Origin of the sequence: Actinomadura sp. KC06 (assembly GCF_004348735.1) — a bacterium.
Taxonomy (GTDB): Bacteria; Actinomycetota; Actinomycetes; order Streptosporangiales; family Streptosporangiaceae; genus Spirillospora.
This window is the reverse complement of the sequence record NZ_SMKT01000165.1, coordinates 1-19,615: the sequence shown is the minus strand read 5'-3', so window position 1 is coordinate 19,615 and position 19,615 is coordinate 1. Positions and strand designations below refer to the sequence as shown.

At 65.9% G+C, this 19,615-nt stretch carries 10 protein-coding genes; all 10 read left to right on the top strand.

All coding sequences use genetic code 11. The features are described 5' to 3' along the window. Positions 1 to 873 precede the first annotated feature (873 nt). The gene (locus E1287_RS34945) at positions 874 to 4,596 is read left to right on the top strand and encodes a DNRLRE domain-containing protein (RefSeq protein WP_131969559.1); all 3,723 of its coding nucleotides are present in this window, start codon (positions 874 to 876) and stop codon (positions 4,594 to 4,596) included. Then, on the top strand, positions 4,530 to 5,237 hold the full coding sequence (locus E1287_RS34940) for a hypothetical protein (RefSeq protein WP_131969558.1): 708 nt from the start codon (positions 4,530 to 4,532) through the stop codon (positions 5,235 to 5,237). The genes E1287_RS34945 and E1287_RS34940 overlap by 67 nt, the downstream gene beginning before the upstream one ends. Then, a complete protein-coding gene (locus tag E1287_RS34935; RefSeq protein ID WP_131969557.1) occupies positions 5,237 to 9,628 on the top strand; it encodes an RHS repeat-associated core domain-containing protein in 4,392 nt (1,463 codons plus the stop codon). The genes E1287_RS34940 and E1287_RS34935 overlap by 1 nt, the downstream gene beginning before the upstream one ends. A gap of 89 nt (positions 9,629 to 9,717) precedes the next feature. Then, the gene (locus tag E1287_RS34930) at positions 9,718 to 10,785 is read left to right on the top strand and encodes an SMI1/KNR4 family protein (RefSeq protein ID WP_131969556.1); all 1,068 of its coding nucleotides are present in this window, start codon (positions 9,718 to 9,720) and stop codon (positions 10,783 to 10,785) included. Positions 10,786 to 12,137: 1,352 nt separating this feature from the next. Continuing rightward, on the top strand, positions 12,138 to 12,536 hold the full coding sequence (locus tag E1287_RS34925) for a hypothetical protein (RefSeq protein ID WP_131969555.1): 399 nt from the start codon (positions 12,138 to 12,140) through the stop codon (positions 12,534 to 12,536). A 74-nt stretch (positions 12,537 to 12,610) separates the two neighbouring features. Then, complete coding sequence (locus E1287_RS34920) at positions 12,611 to 16,735, top strand: hypothetical protein (protein ID WP_131969554.1); 4,125 nt, start codon at positions 12,611 to 12,613, stop codon at positions 16,733 to 16,735. Between the two features lie 79 nt (positions 16,736 to 16,814). Next, entirely contained in the window at positions 16,815 to 17,003 is a 189-nt protein-coding gene (locus E1287_RS34915; protein WP_207934647.1) for a hypothetical protein, read from the top strand. Between the two features lie 13 nt (positions 17,004 to 17,016). Beyond that, complete coding sequence (locus tag E1287_RS45115) at positions 17,017 to 17,493, top strand: hypothetical protein (RefSeq protein ID WP_207934646.1); 477 nt, start codon at positions 17,017 to 17,019, stop codon at positions 17,491 to 17,493. Then, a complete protein-coding gene (locus E1287_RS45110; protein WP_207934645.1) occupies positions 17,490 to 17,654 on the top strand; it encodes a hypothetical protein in 165 nt (54 codons plus the stop codon). The genes E1287_RS45115 and E1287_RS45110 overlap by 4 nt, the downstream gene beginning before the upstream one ends. 1,262 nt (positions 17,655 to 18,916) lie before the next feature. Next, positions 18,917 to 19,219 carry a hypothetical protein gene (locus E1287_RS34905; protein WP_131969553.1) on the top strand — a complete coding sequence of 101 codons (303 nt, stop codon included), beginning with the start codon at positions 18,917 to 18,919 and terminating at the stop codon, positions 19,217 to 19,219. The last annotated feature ends 396 nt before the right edge of the window (positions 19,220 to 19,615 follow it).

The following is a 19,615-nucleotide window of genomic DNA, read 5'->3' as shown; positions in this document are numbered from 1 at the left end:
TTATAAGAGACAGGTCAAGGGGTGGGCGCCCACCCGGCGTAGGACGTGGAGCCCAGGCCGACGGTGGCGCCGAGGGCGTCACCGGGTTCGGAGGATCTGCTGACGTTGGGGTTCTCCTGACAGAGGACGACGGCGACCGGTGCGCCGACGAGAGATTGGTGTGCGTCGTGGCCACGGGCCGGCCGATGAGACCTCACTCTTGTGTCCTCCCGTGGAGCCGGGCAACGGGCCGTCATTCGATGGCCCACTTTCCATGAATCGAAAAGCTGGCCTGTCCGGTAATCAGGTACGACCAGTTTTAACACGGGACCTCACTTTGATCTATTGCCGGATTGGCCCGATTGTCCGGCCGGTTTGGCTGTGGAGGACCGGTCCAAGTGATCTCGGTTGCGGCCGCCGGTCATGGCCTGCTCCGTCTTGGCACGTCAGCGCGCTGCTCAGGAAATCTTTCAGGATCGATGTGACGTTCACCTGTGTGGTGCCGCTTACCTATGCAGACGATCGTGCGATCACGGCGACCGATGTCGGCATCCCCTGGTGACAGGGGTTGACAGAGATTATCCGGCCGTGCGTCGTCCCACCGGGAGTCGTTGCTATCGGTGGCGTTGTGATGTGCCCCGGGGGGGAGCGCGTCCTTCAGTGCTGCATTGGAGGTTGGATGAGTTCCCCCGACAGTTCCTGATTACCTGTTAAGCCGCGATTCTGACGTCTTCTTGTTGCAGCTGCGCCGCCGTTGCGCCGTTGCCTTCGTGTCTGAACCCAAGGTCTTCGTGCGGGTGTTCGTGCTGCCCGGAGATCTGCCTTGCTGTGCGTTTCTCCGGATGGCGGCTGTCGAATGTTCTGCTCGGCGGCTGGGTGAGAAGGGACCTTAAGGTGAGCAGGTTTCGCTGGCTGGTGGCAGGAATCATGGTCGTGGTTCTGGCGCTGGCGCTGGCACCGCCGGCCAGAGCCGAGCAGCGCCAGGCCGGTGCCGAGGCGTCCGATCCGGGGGACGGGTGGAAACCGGAGAGCAAACGCAACGCCTGGGATCGGTTCAAGGGTCTTTTCGGTGATGACGAGCCCAAGTCGCGCAAGCTCGCGGCCGAAGGCGTACCGCGCAACGACCCGATGCCCTCCAGCGCGAAGGCGGCACCGGCCAAACGGGTCAAGGAGCTGACGGGCCGCCGGACGGCGAACGCCAAGGTGTTCGAGCTGTCGGACGGACGGCTGCAGAAGGAACTGTCGGCGGTCCCGTTGCACTACCGCGGCAAGGACGGCGACTGGCACGACATCGACCCACGGGTCGAACCCACCGACCGCAAGGGTTTCGTCTACGGCAACCAGACCAACACCTTCCACAGCTTCTTCGGCACTCGCCCAGATGAGCTGGTCACTTTTGACCTCGACGGGGCGAGCCTCACGCTTGGCACTCCGCAGACCAAGCCGTCCAAGCCGAAGGCCGATGGCAATGCCGTCACCTACCGGGATCTGCTCGGCGGCGGCGCGGACCTGTCGTATGAGATCGTCCAGGACGCGTTAAAGGAAAAGATCGTCCTAGCCGCGCCGTCCAGCAACGGCAGCTACGCCTTCACGGTGAAGCCGGACGGGGTGCGGGCGTGGCAGCGTCCGGACGGAGCGATCGCGTTCTACAAGGGCGACTTCGACGGCCGTCCGGTCTTCGTGATGCCCAAGCCGTTCATGTACGACTCGGCGCCGGAAGCCTCGTCCCCCTACGGGACGGCGTGGTCCCCGAAGGTCAGCCAGTCGATGCGCTGGGACGCCAAGACCGGTCTGCTGCATATCACCGTCCAAGCGGACAAGACCTGGCTGAACGACGCCAAGCGCAAGTACCCGGTGGTGATCGACCCGACCATCAAGATCGCGCCGACACCGACGCAGTCGCAGGACACCATGATCTCCTCCGACGGCCCGGACCAGAACTACGACGACAACTGGCGCCTGTCGGTCGGCACGACCAACTCCGGTAAGTCCCGCGCGCTGCTGAAGTTCCCGCTCGGCGAAATCCCCGCCGGGACCAGGATCGATTCGGCGCAGCTGCAGATGTACTACGACCAGAACCACACCGGCAGCGCCAACCCGGTCACCCTGGAGGCGCGGCGTGCTACGCAGGCGTGGGACGAGACGACCGCGACTTGGAACAACGCCAACGGGATCGTTGGTGAGCTGAGCGGCAACACCGAGCAGGTCGACGACGGTGACCCGGGCAAGACCGCCGCGACAGGGTCCTGGCCGTACTCGGGCAACCCGACCACCACCCAGGTCGCGGTCAACCACGACTATGCCTACAACAACGACGCGGCCGCCGGGGACAAGTACACCTGGGTGCCCACGCTGACCGAGAGCGGCACCTACCGCGTCGAAGCCCACTACGTGGAGGCGGCGGACCGCGCCACCAACGCCCCCTACACCGTCACCTACAACGGCGGCACCCAGACCTACCCGGTCAGCCAGTACCACGCGTCCGAGACCAAGGGCGTGTGGAAGACGCTGGGCAGCCATCCGTTCACCGCGGGCACGACCGGCAAGGTCACCCTCGGGGACGTGGCGGGCAAGGCCGTCATCGCCGACGCGGTCCGGTTGTTCAAAGAAGGCACCGCCGTTCGGCCGGCCAACGATGGCGCGTCCCGCTGGCATTCGTTCTCGGTCCGCGACACCGTGCAGCACTGGCTGGACGGCTCCCAGCCCAACCACGGGTTCGTGGTCAAGGCCCGCGACGAGAACACCCTCGGCCAGGGCGGCCCGCGGTACGAGGGCAGCCTGTTCTACTACAACGGCGAGACCGCGACCTACCCCAAGTTGACGGTCACCTACGGCCGTCCCGGTGTCGAGGTCGCCCCGCCGACCACCATCCACGCCACCGGCGCCGAGCTGACCTGGCCCGCCTACAACGACCCGTCCACCTCCGGTGACGACGACATCGTCGAGTACCAGGTGCACCGCTCGGTATGGCAGACCTTCACCCCGTCGCAGGCCACCCTGATCGCTCCGGTGCCGTCCGGCACCCGGTCCTACACCGACACCACCGCGCGCCCGACCCCGGCCGACAGCACCGACCCGTTCGGCAACTCCTACTACTACATGGTCGCCGTCAAGACACGTGACGGGAAGATCACCCCCGGCCCGACCCAGCTCGCGCGCCTGCCCAAGGCCGGACGGGCCTACCGGATCTACCAGTCCGGCGTCACCGACACCACCCTCAGCGCCTCTCGGCCGGACGAGAACCAGGACGTGCTGGCCGGTGAGCCGTGGCTGATGGCCGGCAACAACAGCGGCACCTACGGCAGGGCACGCGCGGTGTTGAAGTTCCCCGACCTGTCCGACATCCCCTCCACCGCCAGGGTGCTGGACGCGCAGCTGCGGCTGTGGAGCGCGGGCGTCGACCCGGGCGGGGCCGCCACCTACGAGCTGCGCGGTCTGACCCGCGGCTTCAACGAAACGTCCGCGACCTGGAACAAGGCCGACGCCGCCACCGCCTGGACCACGCCCGGCGGCGACATGGACGCCACCGCCGCCGGGACCGGCGGGGACTGGAGCAACGACCCGCAACAACGCGTCCTCAACGCGACCTCGCTCGCGCAGAGATGGGTCGCCGATCCCGCGTCCAACAAGGGCGCCGTCGTCAAACTCGCCAACGAGACCACCCCGGCCGAGCGCGCGATCTTCGTCTCCAGCGAGGGTCACGAACCCCAGCTGCGCCCCCAACTGGTGGTCACCTACCTGGAGACCACGCCGGAGAACACCTACTACGTCCCGGCGACGCCCGCCGCAGTGGCGTCCGACTCCACCCAGACCATCGAGGTCACCCTCACCAACACCACCACCGAGACCTGGAACCTGGCCGACTGGGTGCTGTCGTACCGGTGGAGCCGCCCGGACGGGTCCCCGGTGACCGTCACCCAGTTGCACACCGCGTTGCCTAAGAACCTGGTGCCCGGCGACACCGTCACCGTCCAGGCCCAGGTCAAGGCCCCGCCGTCGTCCACCGAAGGCAACAAACGCGTCGACCACGTCCTGGAATGGGACCTGTGGAACAAGACCACCAGCACCTGGCTCTCGGACGGCACCACCACCGCCGGGGCCAGGGCCGGGACCCGCGCGGCCCCTGTCAACAAAGTCGGCGCGCTCAAGCAGAGCCTGGCCGTCGAGGAATCCACCTCCGACCAGGTCGGCCTGGAGAAGTTCTACGCCTACACCGGAAAGAACACCGGTGCCGGCTCCACGGTCATGAACAACCTCCACGCCGGGAACGCGGTCTGGCAGTACAACGCTTTCACCAACCCTTCCCGCGGGTTGGCCACCTTCCTGCGCCTGGCCTACAACTCCAAGGACACCTCCGACACCGTCGCCGGCTACGGCTGGTCCATCCAGGCATCCTCGCTCATGCGGCTCGGTCCCCGATCGACCCGCACCCCAACACCCACGGACGCACCGTCTCCCTCACCGACGGCGACGGCACCACCCACACCTTCACCCTCGACGACAAAGACAACAGCGACCCCGCCGACGACGAATACAGCGCCCCGGCCGGTGTGCACTATTACCTGCAACGCCTTGCCGAATGCAAACCCAAGGACGAACTGTCCCGCGCCTGGGTGATGACCCGCCCCGACCGCACCCAGTTCTTCTTCGACTGCACCGGCTACCTGTCCTCAATTGAGGACAACAACGGCAACCGGATGGACTTCACCTACGAAGTCCGCAAATCGCAGAACAAGCCGACCAAGTTCCTGCGATACATCACCGACCCCACCGGCCGGCAGACCCTCACCATCGACTACTGGGCCAAAGGCCAGGACTACTCCTACATCGATGACACCACCTGGGAGAAGAAGACCGGCACCGGCCTGACCAACCCCCACATCATCGACCACGTCAAGTCGATCAAAGACATCTCGGGCCGCACCCTCACCCTCACCTACACCGACAAAGGCCTGCTTGGCGAACTCATCGACGGCGCCGGGTCGTCCCAGCCCAAGGTGTTCGGGTTCCGCTACGACGCCACCCAGGGCAACAAGAACGTCAAACTCGTCAAGGTCACCGACCCCCGCGGCCACGCCACCGACCTGGCCTACTACGACACCCCTCAAGACGACCCCAAATCAAATGGTCACTCAAGACCATTACCGACCGCCTCGGCCACCCCACCGCCTACGCCTACACCGACCCCGACGGAACCACCGGCCAGCAGATCCGCACCGCCGTCACCGACGCCGAAAACCACACCAGCAGCTACGTGATGGACGGCAAAGGCCGCCCCATCCAAACCACCAACGCCAAACAGCAGACCACCAAACTCGGCTGGGACGACGACAACAACGTCACCCGCCTTGAGGAACCACCCGCCACCACCGGAGCCACCCCTGCCGTCTCCACCTGGAAATACGATCCCAACACCGGCTACCCCACCGAAACCAAAGACGCCGAAGCGGTCAAGAACGGCTGGGACGGCACCACCCTCACCTACCAAACCGGCCTCAGTGGCCATATCGCCGACCTCATCGCCAAGAAAAGTCCCGAGGGACGGCTTTGGACCTTCTCCTATTCCGCTGAGGGGAACCTGAGCACGGTCACCGATCCCATCGGCAATGCCACTGCGACGGACGGCGACTACACCGCCACCTACACCTACGACACGTGGGGCCAGCTCGAGACGGCCACCGATGCCAACGGCCACACCACCAGGCACTCCGAATTCGGTGCGTCCGGCTACCCGCAGAAGATGACGGACCCCCTCGGCAACGTCACTGCCTTCGAGTACGACATGAGGGGCAACGTCACCAAACTCACAGACGCCCGCGGGAAGACGACGACACAGGGATACGACGAGTTCAGCCGCTCGCTTGAGAACAGATCCCCCAAGGACCAGGCGGCGGGCGAGTACATCGTCACGGCGGCGCCGCTCTACGACCCCAACGACAACGTCCTGCGGCAGTACGCACCCAACGGGGCCGCCGCAACGGCGACCTACGACGCCGTTGACCAGGTCACCGATGTGGTCGAACCGGAGGACGAGCCGGGCGACCCCGAGCGTAGGACCACCTACGCCTATGACAAGAACGGCAACCTCACCTCCGAGACCGAGCCCAAGGGAAACCTGACGGACGAGCCGGGGGACTACACCACGACGTACGGCTACGACGAGATCGAGAGCCTCACCTCGGTCGTTAACGCCAAAGGTCACAAGCTCTCCTACGTCTACGACGATGCGGGAAACGTGACCACCCTTGTGGACCCACGTAAGAACGCCACTCCGGCCACGGGCGACTACACCACGAAGTACACCTACGACCTGGCGCACCGGGTGACGGCCACCACCAACGCGGCCGGTGGGAGTCGCCAAACCGGCTATGACCGTGACGGCCTGGCCAAGAGCACGACGGATGAGGACGGCAATGTCACGCTCGTCACGCTGAATGCCCGCGGGAACCCGGCAGAGGTCAGGATTCCGCACCGGAAGGACGGCGACAACGTCGTCTACCGCACGACCCGCTACGAGTACGACCAGGTCGGCAAGCGCACCAAGATCATCACACCCCGGGGTGTCGCGACCGCCGATGACCCCGACGACTTCGTGCAGCAGATCGTCTATGACGAACTGGGCCGAGTCAAGGAAGAGATCTATGGCTACGACGCGGACGACCCGCGTTACAACCGTCCCGACCGGACCATCCGCACCTACGATGCGGTCGGCAACCTGACCAAGGTCAGCTCCCCGCCCTCCAGCGGTGAGACGGTGCGCAACGACACCGCCTACACCCACTTCGACAACGGCTGGATCAAGACCTCGCGAGACCCGTGGGACATCACGACCTCCTACGAGTACGACGCGCTCGGCCAGCAGACGAAGAACACCCTCACCGGCGCCGGCGGGTCGCCCGGCCGCACGATGAGCTGGACCTATTTCCCGGACGGAAAGCCCAGGACACGGACCGACGACGGTGTGCCGGTAGGAGGACACTCCGTCCTGGTCGACAACTCCGACTTCAACAACGCTCGCATAGCGGGCACGTGGACAGCCTCCACCCAAGGCGAAGGACTCTACGGACCGAGCTTCCACACCAAGCCTGCGGGGGATGGCTCCGGCCGCTTCCAATGGGGGCTGAACATCCCCCAGTCCGGCGACTACGAGGTCTTCGTCCGCTACCCGGACATGGCTGGCGCGGCCCCCGACGCCGAGTTCAGGATCGACCACAAGGCCGGAACCGCCGTAAAGACCATCGACCAGACGTCGGCGCCCGGACAGTGGGTCAGCCTCGGTCGCTACCAGTTCGACGAGAGCGGTACGCACCAGGTCGTCCTGACGGACAAGGCCACCGCCGGGACGACCGTGGTCGCCGACTCGGTGAAGCTCGTCCGCGACAACAGCGGCGACGCCGACACCGAGCGAAAGCAATTCGAGTACCGCTACGACCCGAACGCCAATCTCATCTCGATCACCGACTCGGGCCCCGGCGCGAAGATCGACAACTACGCGGTCACCTACACCAGTCTGAACCAGGTCGCCAAGGTCGAAGAGAGGCTCAACGGCGTCCTGAAGAACGCCACGTCGTTCACCTACGACGAGAACGGCCAGCCCAAGACGCAGAAGCATGACCGGGAGTACGCGAGCTTCGAGTACGACGTCCGCGACCTGCCGGCGAGGATCAGCCACGCGGATTCGGAGTCCGACCCCACCCCGAAGCTGACGACGTTCACCTACACGGCCCGCGGCCAGCGACTACACCAGGTCAAGGGCAACGGCAACACCGTCGACTTCGGCTACCACCTCGACGGTCTCGTCCGGCAGCAGACCGAGAAGAAGGCCGACGGCACCGTCGTTTCCGAGCACACCCTGGACTACGACCCCAACGGGCAGCGCAGCCGGGACGTAGGCCGGAAACTGAATGCCGACGCCCCCGGCTCGTACCTCACGACGACCGCCGACTACACCTACGACCCGCGTGACCGGGTAGCCCGAGTGGTCAAGACCGGCGCGGGCGCGGGTACCGAGACCTATGTCCATGACGCGAACAACAACGTCATCGAGCAGACGGTCAAGGACGTCACGACGACGTACAGCTATGACCGGAACCGGCTGCTCACCTCGGCTTCCGGCGGGGTCGTCGGCACCTACAACTACGACCCGTTCGGCAGGGTCAACACCGTCACCGCCGCCGGGCAGGTCATCGAACGCAACAAGTACGACGGTTTCGACCGCATCATCGAAAAGCAGTCGCAGGGCGGGACGGGCGGCCTGTCCACCACCCGCTACACCTACGACCCGCTAGACCGCACCAGTTCCAAGACCACCGGGGTCGGCGGAGCCAACGAGAAGACCACCACTTACCACTACCTCGGGCTGTCGGCCGAGGTCCTCACCGAGGAATCCGCCGGCGAGATCACCAAGTCCTACCAGCACAGCCCGTGGGGTGAGCGGCTGTCCCAGGTAAAACATGGCTCCGGCACGGGCGAGGACGGCTACTACGGCTACAACGCTCACGGCGATGTCGAGACCCTCACCGATCCGGCCGGCGGGACCAAGGCCACCTACGGCTACACCGCCTACGGCTCGGGCGAGGACGCTGAAACCACAGGCATCGACAAACCCGACCCCCAGAACCCGACCAAGGAGCCCTACAACCCCTACAGGTTCAACGCCAAGCGCTGGGACTCCGCGTCTCGCGATTACGACATGGGGTTCCGCGACTACGACCCCGGCCTGAACCGGTTCCTTACGCGGGACATGTACACCGGGGCCCTGGACGACCTGGACCTGGGAACCGATCCGTGGACCAGCAACCGGTACGCCTTCGCAGGCGGCAACCCGATCAACCTCATCGAACTGGACGGGCACGACCCGCACGGCTGCGCCCCGACCGACGATGCGGCGTCGCGCGCCTGCCATGAGCGCGGCAGGCAGGTGTACTACGCCGAACGCGCACGGGAGGGATTGCCCAATCCCGGCGGCGTCGAGAAGCTCAACAACCCCGACCTATCCAACCCCCCACCGGGGACTAGTCCAGAACAGGTGAATCAGGCCGCTGGCTTCATCCTCGGCGCCAGCCTCTCCACACTCGCCGCCCACCTGCAGAAGATGTCAGGCGCACAACGTGGCAACTTCACCGTCCTGCTGTCCCGCGTCACCGTGCAGACCTCCGACGGCCCGGTTCCCCGGGTGGTCGCGTTCACGAGCCAGTCTGGTCTGCCGAAGGACTTGGAGAGAGATCTGACCAGGTACGGCGTGACGATCTACAAAGCACCGGGAGCACCGTCGGGCAGCACCGCCGGGCATGCGGAGCAAGCAGCGGCGAATTTCCGAGCCAACGTTGCTCAGCAGATCAAGGATCTGGGCGGTCGTATCATCAGCGTTCACACCGCGTTCACGACCAGCCGGATCTGCTCACGGCAGTGCGAGGGCAACATCAACAAGTTCATCGGCGATCCGGCCAAGAGCGTGAAGATGGGATCGAACGGAATGGTCGAGGGAACCCAGGTCACCGGACAACTGCTCAAGAACCTCCGATCGGCGTTCGGGCTGAGCGGGAGAACGGCTACCTGGGTTACAGCCCGCAGCTACTGGGGAGGCATGTTCTCTCGGGGATCTGGCGGCCGCGGAAGCGGCGGCGGTTTCAGAGGCAGCCGCCGGTAGCCTGGTCGACCGCCTTAGCGCCGGGGAGGGGATCGGAGCGCAACCCCTCCCAGGTCGACCACCTATGCACCCAACCTGAGGACGGACCCGTGACCGAGGACGAGATCGTCGAGAAGATCCAGCGCTTGCCCGGCTTGCTGCCACCGGCGTCGCCCGAGGCGGTCGCCGAGACTGAGCGAGCGGTCGGTTACCCCCTGCCGCCGCTGCTGCGCAGGCTCTACCTCGAGGGTGCGAACGGCGGCTTCGGTCCCCGGGAAGGGATTCTCGGTCTGGCTGGCAGCGACTACGAGCACCACCCCGACTGGGCCGACATCACCGAGGTTCGCGAAGCGTTCAACGAGGATGGAACGCATCCGGGATTGCTGTGGCTGTTCGACTGGGGCTGCGGAATCTGGTCCGTCGTCGACTGCCGCGATCCATCCGGTCCAATGTGGGGATGGGACCCCAACGGACCGGAGGATGCCGACTTTGCCCGCCTCTTCCCGCAGAACATGAAATTCAAAGAATGGGTCATCGAGTCACTTAACGGCACCCTCGAGAAAGCCTTCGAGACGTCCAGCCTCCAGGCCATCGCCGAACGGCGCCGGGTGCCTGACGAACCCGGCGGTCTCCCGTCCATCGACGTTGTCGACCGGCGGGACGACACCGAAATAATGGCGGCCGCCGCCAAGCAGGGCTCCCTGCCACCGCCCGCCTCGGCGTCTGCGGTCGCCGATGCCGAACAAAAGATCGGCCATCACCTGCCCGTGCTGCTTCGCCGCCTCTACCTTGAGGTGGCGAACGGTGGCTTCGGGCCCGGAGACGGCGTACTCGGCGTGCCCGGAACGCTCGCCCCCGACCATTGGGCCGACATAGTGAGCCAGTACGAACTGTTCAGCTCCGGTGAGAACCAGTTGGTTCCCAACGGCATGGTCTGGTTGTGCGACTGGGGAAGCGCCGTCTGGTTGCTCGTTGACTGCCGCGACGACCGGGACTCCATCTGGGTCTGGGATCCAATGGGCCCATACCCGCGACCCGAATCCCTCGATGCCGGTCACGATGAGGCCTTGTTCCCCTTGAACCTGTCGTTGCCGGAGTGGCTGAGCATGGCACTGTCCGGAACCCTTGACGAAATTCCCGCTTCAGGTTTCCGCACGCTTGCGCGCCAGGTTGAGTGAGAGGGCGTCGCCGTTCCAGTGGACGACCACGACGCAGCGGCGCAGCGAATCCCGGCTTCGAAGCCTGATTCGACCAAAGATCTGGGCAGTGGCTATTGCCGCCAGCGCGCCATACGTCCTCGTCGGTGACGGATCGGTAGCAATCGGAGACGATGTTGAGATGGGCGACTCTGGATCCTGCTACTTGTCGCTCCGGGCAGGGATCAAGAAGCGGGCGGGGGCAGCCGGGGTGACCTAGGACAGGCGGGCGGCTGGCCTTGGAGAAGGGGCAAGTCGAACCCGATGCCGCGCTTGGCCAGCGGCCAGACTCGAGCACCCCGGGACGAGGACGCGCGTGTCCGCACGCGACCGGGCACGCCCGGATCGACAGTGACCAGTGCCCGTCCGGCCGCCCTCCGCTCACCCGCACCAGTCCGCAGATGTCGAGCAGCCGCGTCAACGCCACCTTCTCCGCCTCGTCGGCGGTCGCAGCGGTACTTCACATCGAACCACGACTGGGCGTACGTGCAGCGAAAACCAAGCCCAGCGGCGGCGTCCACTCGGCCGTGTCCTTGTCGTGTTCACCGGAAAGGCGTCCGGAAGCGGCTGCACTTTGGGCGTCTGGGTGCCGGGATAAGACCCCACCCCTACGGGCGCCGGCATCGACCGGATCGAAGCGCGATAGCCGAGGCGGCTGGCGGCTCACGGTTCCACGGCTTGTACCGGCTGACGATCGGCTGAGAGGAAGCAGTGAGTGAGCGGAACACCGCAGTCCGCCCCAGTCACCAGCGCCTCCGCCACACAGTGCCGGTGCCGTCCGCAGTTGGGGCCCCGATCGCCAGTACCACTCGACCGAGAGGCGCTACGCCAAGATGTGTACAAATCGGGGAGAACCAGGGACATGAACCCCATGGCGCTGACCTGCGCTTTTGTCGGTCGGTAGGTCCGACCCCATGTCAAGAAAAGGCAAAAACACCAGGCCAGAGGCCTAGCATCTGAACGTGAGTTGTATCCGAGGGGCGACACGCACCGACGGCACATGGCCTACACATTCACCGCTCGGCGTGCCCCACCGCATTCCGGTTGGCGCATAGCCGAAGACGCCCGTCTACGGTCCGCCTACAAGGTCGATTGCACCGTCATTACCGGACCTCAATGCAGGTCTAGGGAGGATTTGCTGCCGTGCAGGAAACCGGTGGTGCGCCTTGCAAACCCGCGGGAGGGAATGACAGCAAACGGCCCACACCTTGGGATGCTCATCCCGACGACAACGGCAGCGATGGCAGGCCGGAACCGGCCACCTTCCCGAGGGTGTGCTGGGCCAAGGGGAATCGCTGGGCACTCCCCAGGCTGGTCGCCGATAATGGTGGGCTATGGCGCAGCGCGCATGGGTTTGGGGCGGAGCCGGGACTACGGCTGCGGCGGTATCGGGGCTGGGTGTCTACTTCACGCAGGTGGGATTGGACGAGGCCGACAAGTTGGCCAGTGTCATCGGTGCGCTGGTCGCTCTGGTCGGCCTGGCCATGACGGCGTTCGGGGTGTTCGGGACGCCGGTCGGGGCGCGGCGGGTGTCGCAGCGCGCCACCGCGTCCGGCCGGGGCGAAGTGACCCAGATTGGAGGGCACCAGGTTCCCCCTACCGGGCAGGCGAGCGGCGAGGGAACCGATGAAATTCCTTGCCGTCTGGCGCAAGACGCCAAAGCGACCGGCGAAGGAAAGATCACCCAGGTCGGAGGAGATCAGGGCCTACCTGGTTCCCAGAGCACGTCATGACCGGCAGGCGCCGATCGCCGCGTCGTCGGGTGACCCAAGATGCCACTGCTGCCGATTCCGCTCGGATCTACCAGGTGGCCGGAGACCTGCACCAGCATCATCAGCAGCGTGAAGGTCGGGTGGTGTCGATGGCCCGATCGGCCTACCTGCACCAGGTACGGCGCGTCTTCCCCGGTGACCTGGTGGGCCGGAAAGCGGAGCTGGCCGAGCTGGCAGCCTTCTGTACCCGTGAGCGTGGTCTTGACTGGATGTGGTGGCAGGCGCCCGCGTGGGCGGGCAAGTCGGCGTTGCTGGCATGGTTCGTGCTGCATCCTCCGCCCGGGGTGCAGGTGGTGTCATTTTTCATCACCTCCCGGCTCGCCGGGCAGGGCACCCGGTCGGCGTTCGTGGACGTGGTCCTGGAGCAGCTTGCGGAGGTCGCCGAGGAGCCGATCCCAGCCTTTGTGACCGAGAGCAACATCGAGATGCACCTGCTCGGCCTGCTGGAGCGTGCCAGCCTCGTATGCCGGGCCAAGGGGCAACTGCTGGTACTGGTGGTGGACGGGCTGGATGAGGATCAAGGAGTGGCGGCCGCCTCGGACACGCACAGTATCGCGGCCCTGCTGCCGACCGCGCTTCCCGAGGGCGTCCGCGTCGTAGTGGCTGGGCGGCCCCATCCGCCGCTCCCTCATGATGTCAGCGAGGACCACTCACTTCGAGACCCGCGCACCGTCCGTGCACTCGCTCCTTCGCCCCAAGCGAAAGTGATCAAGGACGCGGCGATTCGGGACCTGCGGCGCCTGCTCGACGACACAGTCGGGCAGGCGCTCTTTGGGCTGGTCACGGCGGCCGGCGGTGGCCTGTCGGGTGCGGATCTGGCGGATTTGACCGGGCTGACCGTGCCGGAAGTCGATGACCATCTGTCCATGCTGCCGGGGCGAGCGTTCGCCTGTCGGGCCAGCCGCTTGGCACCTGGCGTCGATCCGCCGGTCTATCTTCTCGCGCACGAAGACCTCCAGATCATGGCCACCCAGCGGCTCGGCCAGGCCCGACTGGACGGCTGCTGGCGGCGTCTGCACGAATGGGCCGACGATTACCGCGATCGTGGTTGGCCACGTGGCACTCCTGAGTACCTCCTGCACGGCTACTTTCCCTCGCTCGCAGCGGCGGGAGACCTGCCGCGCATGATGGCGTGCTGCCTGGACCGAAAACGCCACGACCAGATGCTCGAGGCCACCGGAAGCGACTACACCGGCCTTACCGAAATCACCACTGTCCAACGGATCCTGGGACGCCCGCCTCGCCCGGACCTGACCGGGCTGTTGCGGCTGGCGGCCGCCCGGGATCGGCTTCACCGGCGCAACACGCAGGTCCCGGTGGACCTGCCCACCGTATGGGCGGCGTTGGGGAGCGTCGCGCGCGCTGAGGACCTCGCCCTTTCCCTACCCGAGCCGGCGCGGCGTGATCGGGCCTTGGCCATGCTGATCGAGGAGCTCATCGACCGCGGCGATCTAGGCCGAGCCACGGCGCTGGCCGATGCCATCAGCCCGGGTTTTCAGCGCGATGACGCGATCGCTCAGCTGGCCAAGGCCAGCGCGGCCGCCGGCGATTTCGGCCGCTCCCTGAAACTGGTGCAGGGAATCCTCGGCTGGTCCCGCCAGAAATCGCTGATCCAGGTAGCGCAAGCGGCGGTGGCTGCAGGTGACATCGACCGGGCGGCGACCATCTGTGAATCCCTTACCGGAAATCGGAGTCCAGTTCTGGTGGCGATGGTGAAGGCTGGCCATGCGGACAGGGCCGAGGTGCTCGCCCGTAGCATCAGTGATGCGTTCACCAGCGCGATGGCGCTGGTGCACATCGTGGAGGCGCTGGCCGCCGGCGGCGACTTGCGCCGGGCCGAGGCGCTTGCCCGCACCATCACCAGACCGCGGCAGCGGGCAATGGCGCTGCGTCATGTCGCTACGGCGTTTGCCGACAGCGGTGACCCGGGGCATGCTGAAACCCTCGCCCGCACCATCGATAACGATGACGAGCGTGCGCAGGCACTGGTGCAGATTGTAAGAACACTCGCCTTCGCCGACTTGGACCGGGCTGAGCGTCTGGCCAACACTCTTGAGAACGGCCATGACCGCTCAGAGGCATTGACGCACATCGTGGAGGCGCTGGTCGCCGATGGTGACCTTCCACGAGCCGAGACCCTCGCCCGCACCATCAGCAGGGCTGAACCACGAACCCGCGCACTGGAGCTCGTTACGGACGCACTGATCACGGCCGGAGAACTGCGGCGAGCCGAAGCACTTATCGACACGATGGACGGCTTTGACCACAAATACGCGACGTCTCGTCTGGTGGAGGCGCTCGCCTCCGCGGGGGAACTGCAGCGGGTCGAAAATCAGGCGAACTCGGCTCGCGATCCATACGACCGGGCGATGTGGCTGGCCAGCCTGGCGGGAGCATTGGCGGTGGCCGGGGACAACGAGCGGATGGATGAGCTCATCGAGGCGATCGAGTCTATCGTCGACTCCCTCGACGAGCCCGGTGCGCAAGAGAACCTGCTCATGGAGTTAGCCCAGCAATTGGCGGCAGCAGGAGAATTGGAGCGGGCTCTGGGCAGAGCTCGCCAGACCGTGGGCCTTGGCTTCACCTTGGCAGAATGGGTCGAACGGTTGCCGGGACCGGGCAACCTGGTGCGCTGGATCGTCCGGACCGGTGACCTGGACAAGGCCGAGGTCCTGGTCCGCTGCCTCGACGATAGCGAACAGCCACACGAGTTGCTCAGCCTGGTGGAGGCCTCCGTGCACGCCGGGGACCTTGGACGCGCTGAACGTCTCGCCCGATCCATTGAACCTGCACAGACACAAGGCGAGGGGCTGGCGAAAACAGCGAGGGCCTTGGTGAAGACAGGAAAGCCCGAGCAAGCCCGTGAGATCGCCACGCAGGCCGAGACTCTGATCCGCGGAACCACCGAACCGGCCGAACCGATATCGGACTTGATCAGACTGTCAACGGTCCTCACTGAGGCCGGGGAAGTCGAGCGGGCTGGCAGAGTCGTCGCAATGGTCGAACGCCTCGCCGGCTCTCTCCCCCCGCCAGCCGGGAAAGAGGCGGGGGAACTCGCGAGTCTGGCTCGGATACTGGCGAGCACTGGGGAGCTCCAACGAGCCCGCGTCACAGCCGCCGCCGCCGATTGCCTGGCCCGCACCATCACCGACTCGGACACACGCATGGAGGCACTGGCGCGAGTTGCCGGAGCGCTGACCGCGGCCGGGGAATGGGACCAAGCCGAACAGATCGCTTCCTCCCTTCCCACCTCTCGCCGGGACGCGGTGTTGGATCAGCTGGCGAAAGCAGCGATCGCCGTCGGCGATGAGGATCGTGCCGCGAAGCACGCCCGCGCCATCACCGACTACCGGACGCTCGCGGCTCTGGCGACGGCGCTTTCGGGTCACGCCCCGAAGACAGCACGCCAACTGGCCCTTCGACTCGAGGGCATGATCCCTGCAATCGCCGACAAATATCGGCACGACTGGGCGTTGTCGGAACTGGTGGGCGTACTCGTCGCTCTCGCCGACTTGGATCGGGCCGCCGCCGTCGCCCGCACCATCACCGACGACCACCATCGCTCCTATGCTCTGCTTGACGTGACACAGGCACTGGCCACCACCGATGATCTGGACCGAGCCGACGCTCTCGCTCACAGCATTTCGAGCGAATTCCCACGCCAGCGCGTAAAAGCGCTGATCTATCTGGCGGCTGCCGACCCGCAGCGGGCCAGCGGACTCGTCGCTGAAGCCGAGACCGTCAGCCGCTCCATCTATCCCCCGGAGGAACGGTCCGCTGTTCTAGCCGAGGCCTTCACCACGCTCGGAGATCTGGACAGCGCCGACGAACTCGCCCTTTCCATCCCCTCATCGAGGGAACGAGACGAACGCCTGACGGAACTGGCGAAAGCTCATGCGAGAGCCGATCAGCCAGACCAGGCCGAAGAGATCGCCCTGGCAATCGTCGATCCGACCAAGCAAGCCAAAACACTATCTGCCTTGGCCGCATCCGCCCGACCAGACATGGCCCGACGCATGATCGCACTAGCGCTGCGCATCGCCCCGTGGCAGATTTCCGCCACCGCGCTGGCGATCATCGAACCGGCCGCCCTGAACGCCCTTGCCGATGACCTGGCAACTTCACCGACAACGTCCCATCGCCTTCCGACTGAAGGCTAACCGTCCACACCACCGCAGAAGCTCCACCCGGCGTCCAGAGCCCTGTGCTTGGACGGTTGTGCTGTTGCCACTGGCCTACATGACCGCGGCGAACGCGTTCGCGGTGCTGCGTCTGCTTCCGATGACCGATCGGGAGAAGGACGCTGAGATTTTGGTGCTGCGGTATCAGATCACGGTGCTGGAGCGCCAATTGGACGGCGCAATGGGTGCGGTTCGCCGGTCCGGATCGAGCGCTGCTCGCGGCACTGCTTCACCGGTTGCCTCGTAGCGTATTGCGGCGGATGCGGCTGCTCGTAAGGCCGGAAACGGTACTGCGCTGGCACCAGGGCCTGATCGCAGGTCGGCACGCCGCTCGCTCCAGACCCAAGCGGCCGGGCCGACCGCCCACCGTCCGCTCCACCGGGCTCTCGTCCTTCGGCTGGTGCGGAAAAACCCGAGTTGGGCTACCGGCGGGTGCACGGCGAAGTACTGGTACTCGGCCTCAAGGTGGCCGCCTCACCGTCTGGGAGATCCTCAAGAACGCCGGCATCGACCCGGCGCCCGAGCATTCCGTCACCACCTGGGCCGGGTTCCTGCGGTCGCAGGCCGAGGGGCTGCTGGCTTGTGACTTCCTGGAGACCGTTACCCTCACCGGCGCCCGCATGTACGTGCTGGCGCTCATCGAGCACCACGCCCGCCGTGTCCGGGCCTTGGGCGCCACCGCTCACCCGACCGCAGCGTGGGTGACGCAGGCGGCGCGGAACCTGGACCCAGGATGAACGCGGTGATGGAGCGGTGGGCGCAGACCAGCCGCCGTGAACTGCTGGACCGCACGCTGATCTGGAACCAGCGCCACCTGCTCCGCGCCCTCCGCGAGTACGAGACCTTCTACAACGCACACACCGTCCGCACCAAGGCATCACCGACGCACGTCCGTTGAAGCCGCTGCCTCCACCGATCACCGAACCAGACCAGGTCGTCCACCTGGACATCCGAAGAAGGCAACGTCTGGGCGGAATACTCAACGAGGACGAACGTGTCGCTTGACCTGCGCGGACGTAGTTTTCGGCAAGTGCACCCTGGTCGCTGGTGGGCGTCCGGCCCGGCCGGGCAGCGCGCCTAGGTGCGAGCTGTTCGGGACCTCTTGGACGGTCAGGACGAGCCCGTGCTGCGCGACCACTCGCACACGGCCATCGTGATCGCCGAGGTCGCCGCCCCGGCCATGCACCGTGCCTTATGGCATCTGGTCTGCCTGACCGCTGCGGTCCCGGATGTCGCCGACGGCCTTACTGGCGCGCCAAACGGGGCTACGGCGCTACCGATGACGGCGAGCAGGCCGAGCGGGCCGGCGCCTCGCGGACGGCGCATCGTGCTCAGGTACGACGTCGCTGGAGTCCCTCCAATGACTGGCCACCTGAGCCGTCGAGCGGCCCCCGATGGCCTGGTCCGCAATTCTGGGACTGAGGACCAGTGCAGGGACGCTCGGACGTGCTACCAGGGCCAGTGAAGCCGATGGCCGAAGACCGGACCGGTCGGGGTCATCTCGAGCCCGGATCGAGCCGCCGAGCAGGCATCGAGCAACCGCGGGGACGAAGCGGGCACGCCGGGCACCCGGCAAACCGGGCATTTTCTTCGTTTGGCCTGGTCACAGGTGGTGGGTTGCGTGGGACTCGAACCCACAACCTACGGATTAAAAAGTCCGGAGCTCTCATCAGACCAGTGCTCTTAGTGTCAGCCTGTACCGCTCTGTCCGCCTCCAGCAACTATTTCCATGCCGCCACATCCCGCTGCGTGTCAGTCTGTTTCGAAGCCGCCGAGCAGCCAACGAGCAAACATGCCAGGCCCGCGATAGCGCGCCAGGGGCCGAGTCTGCTGTCGCGGTGTTGCGGGTTTCTCTCGGCCTCCGACTCTGTGGCCTGGTCGGCAGAACGAGCCACGGGACGCGCCCACACTCCTGGACGTGAGCCTCTTCCTCACTACCGTCGGCGCCGTGCTCACCACGCTGGTCGGTGTGTTCGTGGGTGGTGCGTTGAGCCATCGTCTGCAGCAGCGGCAATGGTCACGTGACCGGCGAGCAGAGGTCTGCGCTCTGGTTCTGCGCGAGTCTTCTAACGTGCTCGTGGAGTTGGGAAGACTGAACGGTCAGCGCATATCTCTGGCAGAAGAGGGCGTGTGTATCCCAACGCCACTTGACTGGCGACCGTGGAACGCGGCTTTGGTCATGTGGCCTTGATCGCGGACCATGAGGTGGTGGTAGCGGCGGCCCAGGAGATTGATGCGGCGTTCTGGCCGGTCGGCCTCCAGGTGGCCCGCGGCTGGACCTCTGATGCCGATTGGTTCACGCTGCGGGAAGGGATCGAGGTCAAGCGCCGCGAGTTCGTCAACATCGCCCGCAAACACCTGACCGCACCGGGACCGCCGCTGGCACGCCTGACCGGCCGTCCCAGCAGCGATGACCAGATCTGGAAGCTCCGGCGTCCGTGCCCCCCACATAGCATGCGTTAGACGTAGCGCCGGTTCGAGCCAGTACGGGGTCCGCCGCAGACCGGCGCTCACGGTCGCCCCATCGGGCGCCCGCCTAGCGATCCCGTCCCGGTTCACAGTCTTTTGATCGTCTGGATCCGTGGCCGAGGTTCTTCGAGGCGCTGGATCGGGAGAACGGCAACATCTCGGGTGCTGCTTGGCTGGTCGGGGTGAACGGTGCCACGGCGTTTGACTGGGCGCGGGTGAGGGAGGCGGTCTAGCGGCTTTTCTGCATTGTCGTTGTCGCCACCCGCGGGCCCATATCCGGGCCCGTGCGCATCAGTCGAAGGTGGTGGAGATTTCGTGCCAGCCGCCGGGAACGAGGGTGGTGGCTTCGTCGGGCCCCCAGGTTCCTTTGGCGTAGGGGAGGGGCTGGGT

What these genes read in the sequence shown, in the direction of transcription:
- E1287_RS45110 (WP_207934645.1), top strand. Translation starts at nt 17,490, where the DNA reads ATGAACGCGGTGATGGAGCGGTGGGCGCAGACCAGCCGCCGTGAACTG.
- E1287_RS45115 (WP_207934646.1), top strand. Translation starts at nt 17,017, where the DNA reads ATGCGGCTGCTCGTAAGGCCGGAAACGGTACTGCGCTGGCACCAGGGC.
- E1287_RS34915 (WP_207934647.1), top strand. Translation starts at nt 16,815, where the DNA reads ATGACCGCGGCGAACGCGTTCGCGGTGCTGCGTCTGCTTCCGATGACC.
- E1287_RS34925 (WP_131969555.1), top strand. Translation starts at nt 12,138, where the DNA reads ATGGCGCAGCGCGCATGGGTTTGGGGCGGAGCCGGGACTACGGCTGCG.
- E1287_RS34935 (WP_131969557.1), top strand. Translation starts at nt 5,237, where the DNA reads ATGGACGGCAAAGGCCGCCCCATCCAAACCACCAACGCCAAACAGCAG.